The organism is Actinokineospora alba (assembly GCF_004362515.1).
In the GTDB taxonomy this organism is placed as follows: Bacteria; Actinomycetota; Actinomycetes; order Mycobacteriales; family Pseudonocardiaceae; genus Actinokineospora; species Actinokineospora alba.
This window is the reverse complement of sequence record NZ_SNXU01000001.1, coordinates 1,361,389-1,377,981: the sequence shown is the minus strand read 5'-3', so window position 1 is coordinate 1,377,981 and position 16,593 is coordinate 1,361,389. Positions and strand designations below refer to the sequence as shown.

Annotated in this window: 18 protein-coding genes and 1 pseudogene; 9 read left to right on the top strand and 10 right to left on the bottom strand. The window is 70.4% G+C overall.

Annotation, left to right across the window (positions count from 1 at the left end; all coding sequences use genetic code 11):
• Nucleotides 1-2 precede the first annotated feature (2 nt).
• Nucleotides 3-1,316 (top strand): flavin-containing monooxygenase, encoded by a 1,314-nt coding sequence (locus C8E96_RS06525; protein WP_091376064.1) that lies wholly within the window; start codon nucleotides 3-5, stop codon nucleotides 1,314-1,316.
• Between the two features lie 20 nt (nucleotides 1,317-1,336).
• Complete coding sequence (locus tag C8E96_RS06520) at nucleotides 1,337-2,077, top strand: maleylpyruvate isomerase family mycothiol-dependent enzyme (RefSeq protein WP_091376061.1); 741 nt, start codon at nucleotides 1,337-1,339, stop codon at nucleotides 2,075-2,077.
• A 182-nt stretch (nucleotides 2,078-2,259) separates the two neighbouring features.
• Here the strand turns inward: C8E96_RS06520 and C8E96_RS06515 are convergent, their stop codons facing one another.
• The 6 genes from C8E96_RS06515 to C8E96_RS06495 all read right to left on the bottom strand — a co-directional run bounded on the left by C8E96_RS06515 (nucleotide 2,260) and on the right by C8E96_RS06495 (nucleotide 5,680).
• Entirely contained in the window at nucleotides 2,260-3,609 is a 1,350-nt protein-coding gene (locus tag C8E96_RS06515; RefSeq protein WP_091376058.1) for a HAMP domain-containing sensor histidine kinase, read from the bottom strand.
• A complete protein-coding gene (locus C8E96_RS06510) occupies nucleotides 3,606-4,283 on the bottom strand; it encodes a response regulator transcription factor (protein WP_166657896.1) in 678 nt (225 codons plus the stop codon). The genes C8E96_RS06515 and C8E96_RS06510 overlap by 4 nt, the downstream gene beginning before the upstream one ends.
• 10 nt (nucleotides 4,284-4,293) lie before the next feature.
• A complete protein-coding gene (locus C8E96_RS33115; protein WP_166657895.1) occupies nucleotides 4,294-4,443 on the bottom strand; it encodes a hypothetical protein in 150 nt (49 codons plus the stop codon).
• Nucleotides 4,440-4,823 carry a hypothetical protein gene (locus C8E96_RS06505; RefSeq protein WP_228769939.1) on the bottom strand — a complete coding sequence of 128 codons (384 nt, stop codon included), beginning with the start codon at nucleotides 4,821-4,823 and terminating at the stop codon, nucleotides 4,440-4,442. Before C8E96_RS06505 ends, C8E96_RS33115 begins: the two co-directional genes overlap by 4 nt.
• Before the next feature lie 90 nt (nucleotides 4,824-4,913).
• Nucleotides 4,914-5,456, bottom strand: a complete 543-nt coding sequence (locus C8E96_RS06500) for a DUF5134 domain-containing protein (protein ID WP_091376054.1) — start codon at nucleotides 5,454-5,456, stop codon at nucleotides 4,914-4,916.
• 5 nt (nucleotides 5,457-5,461) lie between these two features.
• Entirely contained in the window at nucleotides 5,462-5,680 is a 219-nt protein-coding gene (locus C8E96_RS06495) for a hypothetical protein (RefSeq protein WP_091376051.1), read from the bottom strand.
• A 244-nt stretch (nucleotides 5,681-5,924) separates the two neighbouring features.
• On the opposite strand from C8E96_RS06495, the gene C8E96_RS06490 reads away from it, so the two are divergent.
• The 3 genes and pseudogenes from C8E96_RS06490 to C8E96_RS34585 all read left to right on the top strand — a co-directional run.
• Nucleotides 5,925-7,250 (top strand): hypothetical protein, encoded by a 1,326-nt coding sequence (locus C8E96_RS06490; protein ID WP_228769938.1) that lies wholly within the window; start codon nucleotides 5,925-5,927, stop codon nucleotides 7,248-7,250.
• Nucleotides 7,247-8,224, top strand: coding sequence for a glutamate ABC transporter substrate-binding protein (locus C8E96_RS06485; protein ID WP_091376047.1), 978 nt, complete (start codon nucleotides 7,247-7,249; stop codon nucleotides 8,222-8,224). The genes C8E96_RS06490 and C8E96_RS06485 overlap by 4 nt, the downstream gene beginning before the upstream one ends.
• A gap of 89 nt (nucleotides 8,225-8,313) precedes the next feature.
• Nucleotides 8,314-9,036, top strand: a pseudogene (locus C8E96_RS34585) (hypothetical protein); the annotation flags it as partial.
• Between the two features lie 188 nt (nucleotides 9,037-9,224).
• Here the strand turns inward: C8E96_RS34585 and C8E96_RS33690 are convergent.
• Nucleotides 9,225-9,464 carry a hypothetical protein gene (locus C8E96_RS33690; protein WP_176926772.1) on the bottom strand — a complete coding sequence of 80 codons (240 nt, stop codon included), beginning with the start codon at nucleotides 9,462-9,464 and terminating at the stop codon, nucleotides 9,225-9,227.
• Here C8E96_RS33690 and C8E96_RS06475 point away from each other — a divergent pair.
• From C8E96_RS06475 to C8E96_RS06465, 3 genes are all read left to right on the top strand, one after another.
• Nucleotides 9,459-11,669, top strand: coding sequence for a serine/threonine-protein kinase (locus tag C8E96_RS06475; RefSeq protein ID WP_228769936.1), 2,211 nt, complete (start codon nucleotides 9,459-9,461; stop codon nucleotides 11,667-11,669). The two genes, C8E96_RS33690 and C8E96_RS06475, sit on opposite strands and share 6 nt — an antisense overlap.
• Before the next feature lie 335 nt (nucleotides 11,670-12,004).
• Nucleotides 12,005-12,319, top strand: coding sequence for a hypothetical protein (locus C8E96_RS06470; RefSeq protein WP_091376044.1), 315 nt, complete (start codon nucleotides 12,005-12,007; stop codon nucleotides 12,317-12,319).
• A 157-nt stretch (nucleotides 12,320-12,476) separates the two neighbouring features.
• Nucleotides 12,477-12,905: an RNA polymerase sigma factor gene (locus C8E96_RS06465; RefSeq protein ID WP_166657894.1), complete on the top strand. Its 429-nt coding sequence runs from the start codon at nucleotides 12,477-12,479 to the stop codon at nucleotides 12,903-12,905.
• Nucleotides 12,906-12,911: 6 nt separating this feature from the next.
• Here the strand turns inward: C8E96_RS06465 and C8E96_RS06460 are convergent, their stop codons facing one another.
• From C8E96_RS06460 to C8E96_RS06450, 3 genes are all read right to left on the bottom strand, one after another.
• Nucleotides 12,912-14,063, bottom strand: a complete 1,152-nt coding sequence (locus C8E96_RS06460) for a metallophosphoesterase (protein ID WP_091376037.1) — start codon at nucleotides 14,061-14,063, stop codon at nucleotides 12,912-12,914.
• Nucleotides 14,064-14,072: 9 nt separating this feature from the next.
• Nucleotides 14,073-14,654: a PaaI family thioesterase gene (locus C8E96_RS06455; RefSeq protein WP_091376035.1), complete on the bottom strand. Its 582-nt coding sequence runs from the start codon at nucleotides 14,652-14,654 to the stop codon at nucleotides 14,073-14,075.
• Nucleotides 14,655-14,761: 107 nt separating this feature from the next.
• The gene (locus C8E96_RS06450) at nucleotides 14,762-15,958 is read right to left on the bottom strand and encodes a L,D-transpeptidase (protein WP_091376031.1); all 1,197 of its coding nucleotides are present in this window, start codon (nucleotides 15,956-15,958) and stop codon (nucleotides 14,762-14,764) included.
• Nucleotides 15,959-16,335: 377 nt separating this feature from the next.
• On the opposite strand from C8E96_RS06450, the gene C8E96_RS06445 reads away from it, so the two are divergent.
• The gene (locus C8E96_RS06445; protein ID WP_054052713.1) at nucleotides 16,336-16,539 is read left to right on the top strand and encodes a cold-shock protein; all 204 of its coding nucleotides are present in this window, start codon (nucleotides 16,336-16,338) and stop codon (nucleotides 16,537-16,539) included.
• Nucleotides 16,540-16,593: the final 54 nt, after the last annotated feature.

Below are 16,593 nucleotides of genomic sequence, written 5' to 3'. Positions count from 1 at the left end.
CGATGAAGCGAGTGTGCGTCATCGGGGCAGGGTCGTCCGGCATCGCGGCCGCGCAGGTGCTCAGTGACCGCGGGATCGACTTCGACTGCTTCGAGGCCGGGTCCGAGGTCGGCGGGAATTGGCGCTACCTCAACGACAACGGCATGTCGTCGGCGTACCGGTCGCTGCACATCAACACGTCGCGGCAGGTCATGGAGTACGCCGCGTACCCGATGCCCAAGCACCTGCCGGACTACCCGAACCACTTCCAGATCGCCGAGTACTTCGACGACTTCGTCGACTACTTCGGCCTGCGCGACCGGATCACCTTCCGCACCGAGGTCGTCGCCGTCGAGCCCGCGGGCGAGGGCTGGCGGGTGACCGTGCGCGACCGCGACACCGACGAGCGCCGCACCGCCGAGTACGGCTCGGTGATCGTCGCGAACGGACACCACTGGGACGCGCGCTGGCCGGAGCCCGCCTTCCCCGGCGCGGACACCTTCGAGGGCGGGCAGACCCACGCCCACAACTACAAGGTCCCCGATCCCTATGTGGGCAAGAAGGTTCTCGTCCTGGGCATCGGCAACTCCGCCACGGACATCGCCGTCGAAACGTCCCGGGTGGCCGAGCGAACCTTCCTCGCGATGCGCCGCGGCGCGCACATCGTGCCGAAGTACCTGTTCGGCCAGCCGTTCGACCGGCTCGCGAAGACGCCGCTCGCCCTGCTGCCGCACTGGTTCCAGCGGCAGACGATGCGGATCGCGCTGCGGATGACCCAGGGCCGGATGGCGGACTACGGGCTGCCGGAACCGGACCACAAGGTGCTTTCCGCGCACCCCACGGTGTCCAGCGACCTGTTGGTCCGCCTCGGGCATGGGGATATGACGGTCAAGCCGACCATCACCCGGCTCGACGGCACGGTCGTGCACTTCGCCGACGGGTCGAAGGAGGAGGTCGACGAGATCGTCTACTGCACCGGCTACCGGATCAGCTTCCCGTTCCTGGCGCCGTCGGTGTTCAGTGCGCGGGACAACGAGGTGGCCCTGTACCGGCGAGTCGTGGCCCCGGACCACGCCGGCCTGTACTTCCTCGGGCTGGTCCAGCCGCTGGGAGCGATCATGCCGATCGCGGAAGCGCAGGCGCACTGGGTCGCGGACCTGATCACGGGTGCGGCAGGGCTGCCCACCAGCGCGGCGATGCGGCGCGAGATCACCGCCTACCAGCGGTCAGTGCGCAAGCGGTACCTGTCGTCGAAGCGACACACCATCGAGGTCGATTTCCTGCCCTACCTGCGGGAGTTGGCGCGCGAGCGAAAAACGGGCGCGGATCGCCGGTGACAGATGCTTGGGTGTGCCATATGGACTCACAGCGCTACCTCGACTGCCTCGCCTCGGACTACGCCCGCCTGCGCACCATCGCGGCGTCGGCGCCCGATGCCGAGGTGCCCACCTGTCTTCCCTGGACGATGTCCGACCTGGTCCGCCATGTCGCCCAGGTCTACCTGCACAAAGCGGCCACCATGGAACACGACGCTCGGCAGCCGCAGCCGGACGTGAGCGCGGAGGACCCGTTGGCGGCCCTCGACCGCGGCTATGCGAGGTTGCTGGCCCAGTTCAGCCACCGCCAGCCCTCGGACGTCACCGTGACCTGGTTCCCACCGGATCAGACGGTCGCGTTCTGGATCCGGCGGATGGCGCAGGAAACGGTGATCCACCGCATCGACGCCGAACTCGCCGCGGGCGTCGAGTCGGCCCCCATCCCGGAAGACCTGGCGGTGGATGGGGTGGACGAGGTCCTGGAGCGGTTCCTGGCGTTCGCCTCCCACCACTTCCGTGAGGACTTCGCCGGCACCCTGGACGACCTGACCGGCCAGCGCGTCCAGGTGGAGACCGCGGGCTCGGCCTGGCTGGTGAACCTGGACTCCAAGGTCATCACCCTCACCGCCCCGGACGGCTCCCCCGACGCCACCGTCCGCGCCGACCCGGAAACCCTCCTCCGCTGGCTCTGGCGCCGCACCGACGAGGACGCCGTCACCGTCGAAGGCGACCAGTCCGCAGTGGACGCGCTCTACACGGTCCTCAAAGGCGCGACCCAGTAACCGCAAGTCGAACGCCCACCCCATCCACACCCACCCCGACTTGTCCACAGCCCCAGCGCACCCCTCCCACCCACCCCCACCAGCCGATAGACTGGCCAAGGGCAGCCCCCCGAGGTGGGCGGGGGCTTTGTGTGGAGGGGTCGGCGCCGAAATTTGTGCCGTGGTGCCGTGGTGCCGTGGGGTCAGGCGGTTCGGAAGCGGACGGTGAAGGCTGCCCCGCCCTCCGGGGCGGGCCCAGCCTCGATCACTCCGCCCATCCGGCTCACCAACCCATGCACCAGCGCCAGCCCGATCCCCGTCCCCACCGGCCTGCTCCCGCTATAGCGCGCATTCAGCACCCCGCGTTCGAAAGCCACCTGGTACTCCTCCGGCGCCAACCCCGGCCCTCCGTCGCGCACCTGCAACACCGCCGCCCCCGGCGCGCGGGACAACGCGAGCACCATAGGGCGGCCGGAAGGGGTGGCGCGCAAAGCGTTCTCGGCCAAGCCGTCCAGTACCTGCCGCAGTCGGCGGGGGTCGGCGTGGACGATGACGGGGTCGGGCGGCGCCTCCAGGGTGAAGCGGATTCCGGCCGTGGCGCAGCGGGCTGACCACACCGTCGCCGTCTCCGCCACCAAAGCGGTGAGGTCGACGGCGACCACGTCGAGGCGGAAGTCGTCGGCGCCGAGGCGGGCCAGGTCGAGTAGGTCGGTCACCAACCGGTCGAGTCTGGTGGCCTCCTGGTCGATCGTGCGGCCCGCCGCGGCGACCGCGTCGCCGGTGACCACGCCGTCGGCCAGGGACTCGGCGAAACCCTTGACCGCCGTCAGCGGCGTGCGCAGCTCGTGCGACACCGACAGCAGGAAGTCCCGCTGCCGGGCCTCGCTTCGGTGCAGGGCGTCCGCCAACTCGTTCACCGCCGCCGCCACCTCCGCCACCTCCCGCGGCCCGTCGACCGGGGCCCGCAGGTCGCGCCTGCCGTGGCTCATCGACGTCGCAACCGCCGCCGTGCGGCGCAGTGGCCGCGACAGCAGCCGCGCCAGGACCAGCCCGGCCACCGCGGCCACCAGCAGGCCAAGGCCCAGGGCGAAGGCGATGTTGCGGACCAGCGTCCGCCCGACTCCCTTGGCCGTCTCCGTCTCCCGGACCAGCCCGATCGCCCCGCGCGGATCGGCGGGCCGCAGCTCGACGAGCAGGACCCGCCCGTTGAGCTCGACCGTCGTGTGCACCGGCCCCGTCAGCTCCGTGATGCCCGCCTGCCGCGCCGCCCGCTCGGCGGTGGCGTCCGAGCTGACGACGTTCCCGTTGGGCCGCACCTGAACCACCGCCACCCCCTGACCGCCGAGCACCTCCACCACCCGCCGCAGCCCAAGCTTGCTGTCGGAGAGCTGGCCCGCCACCACGTCGGCCTGGTCGGACAGCGTCTGCCTCGTCACCTCACGCGCGGTCTGCACGACCAGCCGCGCCGAGACCAGCCCGCCGATCACGGCGACGACCCCGGCCACCGCCAGGGCCAGCGCGGTGATCCGGACCGCGATCGACGCCCGCTTCACTGCCGCTCCACCGAGTAGCCGACACTGCGGACCGTCCTAATCGGACACTGTGCTCCCAGCTTCGCCCGCAGCTGCGCGATGTGGACGTCGACGGTGCGGGTCCCCGCCGCCGCGGCGTATCCCCAGACCGCGCTCAGCAGCTGGGCCCGGTCGAACACCTGACCCGGCCTGCGCATCAGGTGGGCCAGCAAGTCGAACTCCGTCGACGTCAGCGCGACCTCGCCCGCGTCCGTCCACACGCGACGCTCGCCGAGGTCGAGCCGCGTCCCGCCCGCCGAGAGCACCTCCCCGGCGCCAGGTCCGTTGGCCCGCCGCAACACCGTGCGCACCCGCGCCACCAGTTCGCGCGGGCTGAACGGCTTGGTCACGTAGTCGTCGGCCCCGAGTTCCAGGCCCAGCACCCGGTCGACCTCGTCGTCGCGCGCGGTCACGAACAGCACCGGGGTCCAGTCGCCGTCCTTGCGCATCGCGCGGCAGACCTCGATGCCGTCCATGCCGGGCAGCCCGATGTCGAGCACCACCGCGACCGGCTTGACCCGGCGGGCCGCGGCGAGCGCCGCCTGCCCGTCGGTCTCCACCTGCACCCCGAACCCGTCGCGGCGCAGGTAGAGCGTGACCAGTTCGGCGATCGCCGGGTCGTCCTCGACCACGAGCACCAGCCCACGGGACTCCATGGACGTCAGGCTAATCCCCGGCCAGCTCGGATTCGATGGCGTCCAGGGTGGACTCGATCTGCTCGATCTCAGAAGTACTCGTGGTGTCCGATGACCCAGGCTGCTGCTCACACGCGACGCAGGCCAGCAGCAGCGCGGCCATGGTCAGCGCGCGCTTCACTTGGCACCACAGTGCTTCGACTGGAACTCCGCCACCCGGTCCTTCGCCTTGTTCAGCTCATCGACCCGGCCCGCCCGGCGCTCGGCCCGCTCCTCCAGCAGCTGGGCGGTGGTCTCCCGACCCGCCGCGCGCTCCTTCTCGGCCCGCGCCTTGAGCCACGCCACGGACCCCTTGACCTGCGCGTCCCCATTGATGCGCTCCAGCAGCTTGGCGATCCGCTTCTCCGCCTTGGGCAGCCGCTTCTCGCACAGCTTCTGCACCTGCTCCGGGCTCAGGGTGATGGTGACCGGCGCGCTCGGCTGCGCCGCCGCGACCCCGCCGCCGACCAGGCTGACCCCGCTCACGATGGCCGCGACCACGGCCCACTGCTTGACCCGCATGGCAGTTCCTCCCTTGACGACCTGATGACATGACTGTCACAGACCAGAGTCAAGGAGACGCCAGGAAAGGGTTCGAGTTGTGTAAGCACTTCACAGCATGGCCAGGATCATCCCGCCCGCCCCCACCGCCATGACGCCCTGGCAGCCCGCCGCCACCCGGTGCGCCTCCGACCGCAGGCTCACCCGGGCCAGCCGCGCGGCCTGCACGGCGAAGTAGCCGACGAAGATCCACCCGAGCACCGGCAGCGCGGCCTCCCCGGCCATCCGGGGACTCCAGGCGGACGCCATCGCGTGGGCGCTGTGCGGGACCGCCGTGAGCATGTAGAGCATCGCCAGCCCGCCGACGGCGTGGTGCAGCCCGCCGCCGTGCCACCCGGACACCGGCTCCCTGCGGACCAGGAACCAGGCCGTGAGCAGCAGGAACACGGTCTGCCATCCGGCCATCGGCAGCGGCCCGCCGACCGGCGAGCACATCACCGCCATCCCCAGCGCCATCAGCGCGTGCGCGGTGTCGACCGTGCGGTGGCACCCGGTCGAGCCGGGCGTGCGGCACGCGACCACCAGCCGGGCGATCGCGTACCCGGCGACGGCCAGGAAGGCCGCCGTGCACGTCCACCCGAGCCAGGTGGCCACAGTGGCTAGCTCGGGATGAGCAATTCGTCGAGGACACCGTTCTTGACGTCGGCCACGAGGTCGGTGAGCTGTCCGACGCTCATCTGGATCCGCTGGCCGAAGTCGTCGGTGATGACCACCCGCTTCTCCTCGGGTGCGTCCGGATCGATCCACAGCTCCGGGCAGCCACAGCTGCACTGGCCGCAGAACGTGGCGACATGCCGCATGTTGTGATCACTGGTCATACAACGACGGTCCCAGAGGCGCGCGGGCAGAACCAGAGGGCAACCAGGCGATTGACCTGCACGCAAGAAGGACTTTTGGTGACTCACCGTCGCCATTGGGACGCGGCAGGTTAAATCCAGCCGTGGTGGCTCGCCGGGTGGCGGTCGACTAGGTTCTTTCCGACAAGGTGCCGGCGTCACAGGCAGATAACCGCCGGGGGAAAGCGGGCGTCGTGGGTGGGTTTGTGTTGTTGACTGTTGCCCCGTGGACGTATCCGTGGTGACCGCCGAGGCCAGGCAGGCTTCGCCGTTGCGTCGAGTGACCCACTCGGCGACGACGACCCCTGGCAGGCTGAGCCTGATCGCGGTCGGCCTGCTCCTGTTGACCGTGGTCACCGGCCTTTTCGCCGCCGTGACCCTGCAGACGAAGCAGTCCACCCTCGACGAGCTGACCGACCACCGTGAGCCCCTGGCCGCGGCCGCGCAGCAGATCTACCGGTCGCTGTCGGACGCCGACGCCACCGCGGCCAGCGCGTTCCTCTCCGGCGGTGTCGAGCCCGCCGCGCTGCGGTCACGCTACGAGTTCGACATCGCCCAGGCGGGCGCCGCGCTCGGCAAGGCGTCCTCGGACGTCGCGGGCGACTCGCTGGCCGAGCAGCAGGTCAGCACGCTCTCGCAGCAGCTGCCCGTCTACACGGGACTGATCGAGACCGCGCGCACCAACAACCGCCAGGGCTTCCCGGCGGGCGCGGCGTACCTGCGCGAGGCGTCGGGGCTGATGCGGTCGAAGATCCTGCCCGCCGCCGAGCAGCTCTATGCGATCGACTACGACCGGCTCAAGGCAGGCCAGGCCGAGGCCAGGTCGTTCCCCTGGTTCACCCTGCTGCTCACCGTGGGCCTGCTCGCCGCGCTCGTGATGAGCCAGCGCTACCTGACCCGCAAGACCAACCGGCTGCTCAACGTCGGCCTGTTCGGCGCGACGCTCGCCGTCGCCCTGGCCCTCATGTGGGGCGCCGCGGCGCTGATCATCAGCGCGACCCAGGTCGGCGACGGCGAACGCAACGGCTCGCAGCAGGTCGACGTGCTGGTGCAGGCCAGGATCAACTCGCTGAAGTGCCGCGCCGACGAGACCCTGACCCTGGTCGCCCGCGGCGACGGGCCCGGGTATGAGAAGGAGTGGCAGGAACTTTCCGTCACCTTCAGCGGCGGCGACCGGGGCAACCTGCTGCGCCAGGCCAGGGAGCTGGCCTCCAGCCCGGCGATCGCGGGCGAGGTCGACCAGGCCCGCGCCAACGCCGACGCGTGGGTCGCCGCGCACAAGAAGATCCGTGAACTCGACGACGGCGGCCAGTACGAGGAGGCCGTCGCCACGGCCATCGGCGCCGCGCCGGACAGCTCGGCCACGGCGTTCGGCAAGCTCGACAAGAACCTGATCACGGCCCTCAACGCGGGCCGCGAGGAGTTCTTCACCCAGACCAAGTACGCCGGTGCGGCGTTGACCGGCCTGGTTCCCGGCGTCGTCGTGCTGGCGATCATCGCCGTGGCCGGGATCCTGCTCGGCATCCGGGAACGACTGCGGGAGTACCGATGAGGCGTGCCACAGCGGCACTCGTAGCGGCGCTGGCCATGCTGGCCACCGCCTGCACGGCCACGGGCAAGCCGGTCGACCTGGCCGCCGTGCAGTCCGCCCAGCGGCCCGAGCCGGTCGGCGTGGTCGTGAACCCGCCGACGACCACCGGCGCGGCCACCCAGGTCCCGCCGTGCGACCCCACCGCCAGCCTGCGCCCCGGCGCGATGCCCGGCCCCGGCGCGATGCCGGAGGGGTCGACGATGAAGAAGATCCAGGACCGCGGCAGGCTCATCGCGGGCGTCGACCAGAACACCTTCCTGTTCGGGTTCCGAAACCCGACCAGCAACCAGATCGAGGGCTTCGACATCGACCGGGTCCGCGAGATCGCCGCGGCCATCTTCGGTGACGCCAACAAGGTCCAGTTCAAGGTCATCACCTCGGCGGAGCGGATTCCCGCGCTGCAGAGCGGCGAGGTCGACATCGTCGTCCGCACGATGACCGCGACCTGCGCCCGCTGGGTCGACATCAACTTCTCCGCGATCTACTACGTCGCGGGCCAGCGCCTGCTGGTGGACCGCGGCTCCGAGATCACCGGCGTCGATCAGCTCCGCGGCCAGCGCGTCTGCGCGGCCAAGGGGTCCACGTCGCTGAACAAGCTGCGCGACTCCCCCGCGCCGCCCGAGGTCGTCGCCGTGGACAACTGGACGGACTGCCTGCTGATGCTGCAGCAGGGACAGGTCGTCGGCGTGTCCACGGACGACACGATCCTGGCCGGGATGGTCGCACAGGACCCGAACGTGAAGATGGTCGGACCGCGGTTCACCGAGGAGCCCTACGGCATCGGCATCCCGAAGGCGAACGTGGACATGGTCCGGTTCGTCAACGGCGTGCTGGAGAAGTCGATCGCGAGCGGCTCGTGGACGGCCAGCTACGGGCGCTGGCTCACCCAGGCGGGCGAACAGGCCGCGCCCCCGACGGTCAAGTACCGGGACTGAGGCCGAGATGACACAGTGGACACCCCCCGGCGACGAGCCCCGCGAGGAGCCCGAGCCGCGCCCGGAGAAGCTCCAGTGGCAGATCCAGCGTGACGCCGACCCGAAGCGTTCCGGCTCGGCGCCGCGGACGCCGGCGGACTCACCGGGCAGGCCGCAGGCCACCACCGGCGGCACGGAATCCGGACCGGGCAGGCACCCCGCGTCGACCGGTGCCACCGAGCCGCCGTTCGCCGGGCAGAGCCAGCCGCCCCGCCCGCACGCGCAGCCACGGCAGGCAACCCAGGCGCAGCAACCGTTCGCCGCGAACCCCCAGCCGGCGGGGACCGCGCAGTACCCCGTTCCGGGTGCGCCCGGTCAGGCCGGCGCCTTTGCCGCGGGGCAACCGCGGCCGCACGCGCCCGGCACACAGGGGCAGCCGCATCCGCAGGGCGCACCGCCGCAGACACCTCCCCGCGGGACGCAGGGCCAGCAGCAGGGTTGGCGGCCCCAGGGGCAGCCGCCGCATCCCTCGGCCACCCAGGGCAGGCCCTACCCGCAGGGCACGCCCACGGGCCACGGTCAGGGGCCGCAGGGACCTCGTGGTCAGCAGCCTCCGGCTCAGGCCCCGCAAGGCCGCAACACGCAAGGCCACCAGCTCGCCGGCGCCCCTGGTTCCCAGGCGCACCAGCCGTTCGGCGCTCCCGGCTCGCAAGGCCAGCCGTCGCAAGGCCAGCCCGTGCACGGCGCACAGGGTCACCAGGCCGCGGGTTCCAACGCCCAGCAGGGCCAACCTCAGCAGGGCCAAGCTCCGCAGGGCGAAGCTCAGCAGGGTCAGCCTCAGCAGGGCCAAGTCCAGCAGGGTCAGCCTCAGCAGGGCCAAGTCCAGCAGGGTCAGCCTCAGCAGGGCCAAGTCCAGCAGGGTCAGCCTCAGCAGGGCCAAGCCCAGCAGGGCCAAACCCAGCAAGGGCAACCTCAGCAGGGCCAGGCTCAGCAGGGCAGGGCCCCTGGTTCCCAGGGCCAGTCAGGTCCGCCGTCGCAGGGCGGGCAGCCCCAGTCCGGTCAGCGCCGTCAACCCCCATCCGCCGCCCACGGCGATCCGCGCCGCACCGGATCCGCACCAGGTGATCCGTCGCGTTCCCCGTTCCCCGGCGCCCCTTGGCCGCAGGAACTGCCGCAGGTCGCCCCCCGCCAGCCCGGTGTCCTGCCCGACACCGCCCTGAGCGACGGCGACCCGCAGCCCACCAGCGTGCTCGGCATGCACACGCTCACCCAGAGCATCGTGCCGCCGAAGCCGCCGGAGGAACCCCAGCAGACACCCCATCCGCTCGCGACCCGGACCGAGTCCGGGCCGATCACCACCGGGTCCAGTTCCTTCCCCGGCACCAGCAGGCGCACCGCGTCGCGGGCCAGTGGGCGGGGCAGGCTGGGCGCCGGTCTGGTCGACGTTCCCGTGGTGCCGGTCAAGGACCCGGCGAGCGCGGTCCTCGACGACCCGTCGGTGTCGGAGAACAAGCGCTTCTGCAACAACTGTGGCGCCGAGGTCGGCCGCGGCACCGACGGTGCGCCCGGCCCGGCCGAGGGCGAGTGCCACAAGTGCGGCCAGGCGTTCAACTTCCGCCCCCGGCTGTTCCGCGGCGACCTCGTCGGCGGCCAGTACGAGGTGCTCGGCAGCATCGCCTACGGCGGCCTCGGCTGGATCTACCTGGCCAAGGACCACAACGTCAGCGACCGCTGGGTGGTCCTCAAGGGCATGATCGACACCGGCGACGCGACGTCCATGGCCTCGGCCGTGGCCGAGCGGCGGTTCCTCGCCGAGGTCGAGCACCCCAACGTCGTCAAGATCTACAACTTCGTCCAGCACCCGGACCCCAACACCGGCAACCTGGTCGGCTACATCGTCATGGAGTACGTCGGCGGCCAGTCGCTGCGCCAGCTCGCGCTCGAACACCACCGCGAGGCGGGCCGGGCCGAGCCGCTGCCGATCGGGCAGGTGATCGCCTACGGCCTGGAGATCCTGCCCGCCATCGGCTACCTGCACAGCATCGACATGCTCTACTGCGACCTCAAGCCCGACAACGTGATCCAGCACGGCGAGCAGCTCAAGCTGATCGACCTCGGCGCCGTCCGCAAGACCGACGACTACGAGAGCCCGCTGTTCTTCACCTCCGGCTACGCCGCGCCCGAACTGGCCACCGAGGGCGCCACCGTGGCCTCCGACATCTACACCGTCGGCCGCACCCTGGCCGTCCTGTCGATCGAGTTCGCCGGCTACACGAGCCGCTACAAGCACACCCTTCCCGCCCCGGACGCCGAGCCGCTGTTCGCGCTGTTCAGCAGCTACTACCGGGTCCTCAAGCGGGCGACGCACGCCGATCCGGTGCAGCGCTTCGCCTCCGCGGAGGAGATGGCCGACCAGCTGACCGGCGTGCTGCGCGAGGTCATGGCGCTGGGCACCGGCAGGCCGCGGCCCGGTCTGTCCACTGTGTTCGGTGTGGAGACCAGGACGTTCGGCTCGGTCGTGTCCGAGGGCCCGGAGCCGCTGCCGCTGCCGAGCCCCGCCGACGTCGCCTCCGTGCTGCCGCTGCCGCTGATCGACACCGACGACCCGGCCGCCGCCGTCCTCGCCAGCATCACCGCCACCGAGCCCGCCGAACTCGTCGCGGCGCTGACCGCCGCTCCGCAGGACTCGATCGAGGTGCGGCTGCGACTGGTCAAAGCCCGCATGGAGCAAGGGGATCTGCGTGCGGCGTCGTCGGAGCTCGACGCGGCCCGCAGGCTCGTCGCGGACCCGGCCGACTGGCGCCCGAACTGGTACCGGGGCCTGATCGCCCTGGCGGGCGGGCACCCGAAGGCCGCCCGCGAGTCCTTCGAGCACGTCTACGACGCGGTGCCCGGCGAGATCGCCCCCAAGCTCGCGCTTGCCGCCAGCGCGGAGCAGGAGGGCGACCACTTCTCCGCCGCCCGCTACTACGAACTGGTCTGGCGCACCGACCACTCGTACGTCAGCGCCGCGTTCGGCCTGGCCCGGGTGTACCTCGCCCAGACCGCGCGCAACGGGGCGATCGAGGTCCTGCACTCGGTGCCGGACACCTCGAGCCACCACGTGGCCGCGCAGGTCGCCGCGATCAAGGTCAAGACCCGGCCGACCGGTCAGACCCCGGTCGCCGAGCCGGACATCCACGACGCCGCCAAGCGGCTGGAACGGCTGGTCCTCGACGCCGAGCGGCGGACGCGGCTGTCCGCCGACGTGCTGGAAGCCGCCTACGGCTGGGTCAAGGCGGGCAAGCCGGGCGCGCACCCGGCGACGCCGAACCGGCAGGTCCTCGGCTGCGACCTGTCGGAGCGCGAACTCCGCTTCGGCTTGGAACGCTGCTACCGCGCGCTGGCCCGGCTCGCGGGCACCGCGGAACAACGACACGCGCTGGTGGACAAGGCCAACTCCATCCGGCCCCGCACCTTCACCTGATCGAGCGACGTCTTCGGTAGGTGCCAGATCGCCGTGCGCGGCGGCTCGCGAAATGCCAGTCGGGGGAACCCGCGACCCGTGATGTCGAATGAATCCCGACATTCGCGGATCTAGTCGTCCCGAATGGGTGATGCCTCGGCTCTGACGGGTGAGCTGGTTGATCATTAAGTGGCTCACCGTCAATGGCGGGGCGCGATTAATGCCGATTCGGGTGGTTGTTCTGTTTCGCCGTGGTTTCGCGCGGAGTTGGGCACCCACTTTCGGTAGGTTCGCTGCCGGGCATTGGCGGAAGACCATTTCCGATCCATCCAAACCCTCGATCAAGGAGTGATCCAGTGCTGAAGCAGGCAGGATTTGTCGCGTCCGCTGTCGCGGGCCTCATGATGATCGGCAGCGCGGCGTTCGCGTGCACGGACTGCGACGACGAGTGGGGTGGCCCCAGCGACTTCCCGGGTCACCACGACGGCCAGGTCGGCGTCGTGAACGTCGACAACGTCGACGTCGCCGAGAACGTCAACATCCCGGTCTGCGCCACCAACAACACCATCGCCGGTGGTGTCGTGGCCGTCGCCGTGAACGCGCTCAACCCGACCTACATCGATCGCTGTGTCAAGGGTGTCGTGCACACCGGCGACGAGATCGACGACTGAGGTTGATGCGATAAACGTGGCCCCTGGGCCCGCGGGATCAGTTCTCTTTCCGCGGACCCAGGGGTTTCGTGTTTCGGCGGTCATGATGGAAACGAATGCGTCCGATTCCGAATTCGACCGGTTCTATCGAGAGCAATGGCCCCGAGTGGTCGACCTGTTGGTTCGACTCGGCGCAGGCCACCTGGCGCCGGACTTGGCCCAGGACGCGATGACGGCCATTTACCGAAGATGGACGACGGTCGACCATCCCTGCTCTCTCGTGCGGGGCATCGCGGCCCGGCTATGGCGTGACCATGACCGCCACGGCTGCTACCGGCCGCTGGTCACCGAGTGCTCGGTGGAGCATTGCGCGGTCGCCGGGATCGACTCCGCGACTCCGCTGGACCACCTGGTGCGGCGGGAGGAACTGCTCGACCTCACGAGCGGCCTGCGGGAGCACCCGCCCCGGCAGCGTCAGGTGATCGCGTATTCGATGCGCGGATATCGTCCCTCGGAGATCGCGCGCGAACTGCGCATCTCTCCCGCGGGTGTCCACCTGCACCTCTATCGGGCCCGGCGGGAGCTGCGGTCCCGGTTGCCCTGGTAGCGGCCCTCAGCGGATGATCGGCGCGCTCGCCAGCTCCAGCACCGTGATGTCCGGTGCCGCGCCGACCCGCACGGGCGGACCCCAGAAGCCCGCCCCATTGGTCACATACAGCCAGGTGTCGTCCACTTTGGACAGGCCGGACACGGCGGGTTGAGCCAGTCCGACGACGTGGTGGAACGGGTACAGCTGCCCGCCGTGGGTGTGGCCCGACAGCTGCAGGTCCACCCCGGCGCGCGCCGCGTCGGTCACCTGGACCGGTTGGTGTGCCAGCAGAACAGCCGGGGTGGTCTCGTCGCGGCCGCGCAGGGCGCCCACGACGTCCGGACCGTCGTCGAACTGCTTGCCGGTGACGTCGGTGATGCCCGCCAGGTCGAACGTCTTGCCCGCCCGCGTGATCGGGGTGCGGGTGTTGCGCAGGTAGTGCAGGCCGAGCCGTTCCAGTTCGGTGATCCACTGCTGGTGGCCGGAGTAGTACTCGTGGTTCCCGGTGACGAAGAACGTCCCCTCGCGCGACACCAGGTCGCGCAGCGGCTCCGCCGCGTGGCCCAGTTCCTCGACCGTCCCGTCGGCCAGGTCGCCGACCATGGCCACCAGGTCCGGCTGGGTCTCGTTGATCATCCGGACCAGCCGCTCGGTGTGCGCGCGGCCGAGGATGGGGCCGAGGTGGATGTCGCTGACCACCGCGATCCGGAAGCCCGCGAACGACGGGTCGAGCCTGCGGATCGGCACCGTGAACCGCTTGACGTCGGGAGCGCTCAGGGCCGAGACCATGCCCGCGCCGACCGTGGCCGGGGCCGCGACCGCCGCCACGACCGCCGCGCCGCGGGCCAGGAACAGCCTGCGGCTCTCGTCGGTGGCCTTCGCCTTCGGCCACCGGTTCGCCACGAGCCGCGGGATCTCCAGGACCAGCAGGACGACGAACAGATAGAACAGCACCGCGAACCACAGGTACCCGGGCCACACGATCCAGCGGGCGGCGTCGATCCCGATCCGGCGCGGCAGCACCAGAGCCGCGACCAGCAGCACGGCCAGGACCGCGAGCGCGATGGTGCCCGCCTTGCGGAACCGTGGGGTCCGGGCGACGTCGAGCACCAGCCGCTTCCACACGTAGGCGTGCAGAACCGCGACGACCAGCAGCGCTATGAGGAGGAATACCACCCCCTCAGCCTACGGATTGATCTCGAAGGGACGGTGGCTGAGCAGGCTCGGGTCCTTCGCCACGGCGACGAGGTCTTCCTTGCGGCCGTGGGTGACGAAATGGCTCAGGTCGACCAGCACGAACAGCGCCCGCGCGCGCACCGCGATCGGCCCGTCCGGGGCGTCGAGGCGGCCGTCGGCGCTGACGTAGATCTTGCGGCCCGCGCTGCCGTCGAGGTGGGCGTCGATGAACAGCGTGGTGCCCACCGGGACCGGCCGCAGGAAGCTCGTCTCCAGCTTCGCGGTGACCGCGGGCGCCCGCAGCAGGTTGCCGACCGTCGTGCCCAGTGCCTCGTCGAACGCGCAGGCCAGCAGGCCGCCGTGGGCCAGGCCCGGGGCGCCCTGGTGGGCCTCGGTGACGGTGAACTGCGACAGGATCGTGTGGCCCTCGCCGACGGTGGCCCGCAGATGCAGGCCGTCCTCGGCCTGGTCGCCGCAGCCGAAGCAGTGGGCGTAGTGCGGCGGGAGGTCGGTGCCCGGGTCCGGGGCGTCCTCATGCCGCTGCGGCAGGTCGGTCTCCACGGGCGGCCACGGCTCAGGTGCACGACTCATGCCGCGAGCGTAAGCCGGGCGTCCTCTGTGGCCTGGCACACGGTGTGCATAGACAGCCACCGCCGAAGCGGCGAGCGCTTCGGCGGTGGCCACCTTGGAGGAAAGTGTTAGGGGGCTTCGGCGGAGAGAGCCTGCCACTTGTCCCAGGACAAGGCCCAGTCGTAGTAGTCGCCGTCCTGTGCGCCGAGCTGCTGGGTGCTGCCGATGATCTCCACCGGGTCGCCCGGAAGAACCGTCTCGAAGTAGAGCTTCGCGTTGGCGGGGGCCAGGTTGATGCAGCCGTGCGAGACGTTCTGCTTGCCCTGGGCCCAGATCGACGGGGCGTAGCCGTGGATGAACTCGCCGTTGTTGGAGATGCGGACCGCCCACGGCACGACCACGTTCTCGTAGTTGTACTTCGGGTTCGTCATCCCGTAGCTGGCGTGCTTGCTCATCACCACGTGCGTGCCGCTCTTGGTGACCCGGCCCGGGTCGGACTCGAGGCCGAAGCTGGCGGGGAAGTCGTGCGTCTGCCCGGCCTCGGTCTTCACGACCATCCGGTGGGTCTGGGTGTTGCCCTGGACGACCTGGTACCGGCCGATGGTGAACGTCGACGTCACGTCGTTGCGGCCGTAGGCGCCGTTGCCGAAGGCGATGCCGTAGGTGTCGGCCTTCACGGTGACCTTCGTGCCGGGCTTCCAGTACTCCTTGGGGCGCCAGTGCGCCGACCGGTCGCTGAGCCAGGCCCACGCGCCCTCGGTGTCGACCGAGGTCTCCACCGTCAGCGCCTTCTGCACGGCCGCCCGGTCTTTCACCGGTGCGTCGAAGGTCAGCGCGATGGGCATGGCGACGCCGTAGGTCTGGCCGTCGCCGGTGTTGAGGCTCGCCTTGATCTGGCTCTTCGGCTTGACGGTGGTGAAGGAACCGGAAAGCGGGACGCTCTTGCCGTCGGCGCCCAGCGCCGAGCCGGACCAGGTGTAGGTCTTGGCGTAGCCGAGGTCCTCGCCGAGCTTCCAGGACTTCTTGTCCGCGGCCAGCTCTCCCTTGACCTGCTTGCCGTCCGGGTTGGTGAGCGTGACCTTCTCGAGGGTGCCGTCGGCGACGCTGACCGCGATCGGTCCGCCGGGTCCGACGTCCTTGGCGCCCGCGGCCGGGCTGACGGTGATCTTGGCCGGCTCGGGCTGCTCGACCAGGCCGCCGCCCACGGAGGTGGCCGTGCCCGCGCCGGTCGTGGTGCAGCCGGTCATGGCGAGGACCGCGACCAGTCCGGCACCCACCAGCGTGGCGGGAATCCACCGTCTCCCCGAGAGTTTCGTGCCGCCCATGTCGCTTCCCTTCCCCCAGCACCCCTTGACACCCATTACGACGCTGTAGTGGGTTTCGAAGTTGGCTGAATAGGGGTGTGACTCACGTCACATCTGTTGCTTTTGGGTGGCGGTTCAGGGACGGCCGGAAGATGTTCGGAGCGTGTCGATGTAGATCACCCGCTTGGGCTAGCGGGGTGCCCGTCAGGCAGTAGTGCGGCCCACGACATCTCGATATTCTTTGCCCTGCAGGCCGTAGCTTCTGTGTTCGTGCTTTCCACGCTCGCGGAACGACAACGCGGGCGCGCTGCTTTCGTCGGACTGGGCGGGAGCACCGCCCGAGGGCGGCCCGGGGCTGCATGGTGCAGCCCCAAGCTCCTGCGATGGAGGCAGGTTTTATGGCACAGGGCACAGTCAAGTGGTTCAACGCCGAGAAGGGCTTCGGATTCATCGCGCAGGATGATGGCGGCGCCGATGTCTTCGTGCACTACTCGGAGATTCAGTCCAAGGGATTCCGGTCCCTTGAGGAGAACCAGCGCGTCGAGTTCGAGGTCGGCCAGGGCACGAAGGGCCCGCAGGCAACGAACGTCGTCCCGCTCTAGTCCTCACACACGAGAGCCCCGGTCGCCCACGACCGGGGCTCTCGTGCGTGTGGG

What these genes read in the sequence shown, in the direction of transcription:
- C8E96_RS06495 (WP_091376051.1), bottom strand. Translation starts at nt 5,680, where the DNA reads ATGACCAGTGATCACAACATGCGGCATGTCGCCACGTTCTGCGGCCAG.
- C8E96_RS06505 (WP_228769939.1), bottom strand. Translation starts at nt 4,823, where the DNA reads ATGCGGGTCAAGCAGTGGGCCGTGGTCGCGGCCATCGTGAGCGGGGTC.
- C8E96_RS06485 (WP_091376047.1), top strand. Translation starts at nt 7,247, where the DNA reads ATGAGGCGTGCCACAGCGGCACTCGTAGCGGCGCTGGCCATGCTGGCC.
- C8E96_RS06520 (WP_091376061.1), top strand. Translation starts at nt 1,337, where the DNA reads ATGGACTCACAGCGCTACCTCGACTGCCTCGCCTCGGACTACGCCCGC.
- C8E96_RS06475 (WP_228769936.1), top strand. Translation starts at nt 9,459, where the DNA reads ATGCACACGCTCACCCAGAGCATCGTGCCGCCGAAGCCGCCGGAGGAA.
- C8E96_RS06510 (WP_166657896.1), bottom strand. Translation starts at nt 4,283, where the DNA reads ATGGAGTCCCGTGGGCTGGTGCTCGTGGTCGAGGACGACCCGGCGATC.
- C8E96_RS06445 (WP_054052713.1), top strand. Translation starts at nt 16,336, where the DNA reads ATGGCACAGGGCACAGTCAAGTGGTTCAACGCCGAGAAGGGCTTCGGA.
- C8E96_RS06450 (WP_091376031.1), bottom strand. Translation starts at nt 15,958, where the DNA reads ATGGGCGGCACGAAACTCTCGGGGAGACGGTGGATTCCCGCCACGCTG.
- C8E96_RS06455 (WP_091376035.1), bottom strand. Translation starts at nt 14,654, where the DNA reads ATGAGTCGTGCACCTGAGCCGTGGCCGCCCGTGGAGACCGACCTGCCG.
- C8E96_RS06525 (WP_091376064.1), top strand. Translation starts at nt 3, where the DNA reads ATGAAGCGAGTGTGCGTCATCGGGGCAGGGTCGTCCGGCATCGCGGCC.